Origin of the sequence: Mammaliicoccus lentus (assembly GCF_002902755.1) — a bacterium.
Lineage (GTDB): Bacteria > Bacillota > Bacilli > Staphylococcales > Staphylococcaceae > Mammaliicoccus > Mammaliicoccus lentus.
This window is the reverse complement of record NZ_PPRS01000079.1, coordinates 1-355: the sequence shown is the minus strand read 5'-3', so window position 1 is coordinate 355 and position 355 is coordinate 1. Positions and strand designations below refer to the sequence as shown.

Here is a 355-nt window from a genome sequence, read left to right as displayed (position 1 = left end):
CTTTAAATGACTATATTATATATATTTTTTTATTAAACATTTTAACCGTTCATTATTTATTGAGTCATATAAGTGCTTTTATTATCAGCTTTATAATTTCATACTTCTTGAACTGTCATTTTGTTTATAAAGTAACGCCGACTTTAAAAAAGTTTATTAAATTTCCTTTAACCCAAGTTATAAATATGGGGATGCAAACTATTTTACTATATATATTTGTTCAAATACTAAAACTTAATGCAGATTTCGCACCGTTTATAGGGTTATTTATAACAATACCTATAACCTTTTTGTTATCAAAAAGAATTTTAAAAGATTAAATAACATCATATTAAGGAGTAAGTAACATGTATAC

1 protein-coding gene is annotated in these 355 nt (G+C 22.8%); it reads left to right on the top strand.

The window, feature by feature from the left end; translation table 11 throughout:
* A partial coding sequence (locus CD135_RS12900) for a GtrA family protein (protein WP_103269603.1) occupies positions 1 to 320 on the top strand: 320 nt, incomplete at its 5' end.
* Between the last annotated feature and the right edge of the window lie 35 nt (positions 321 to 355).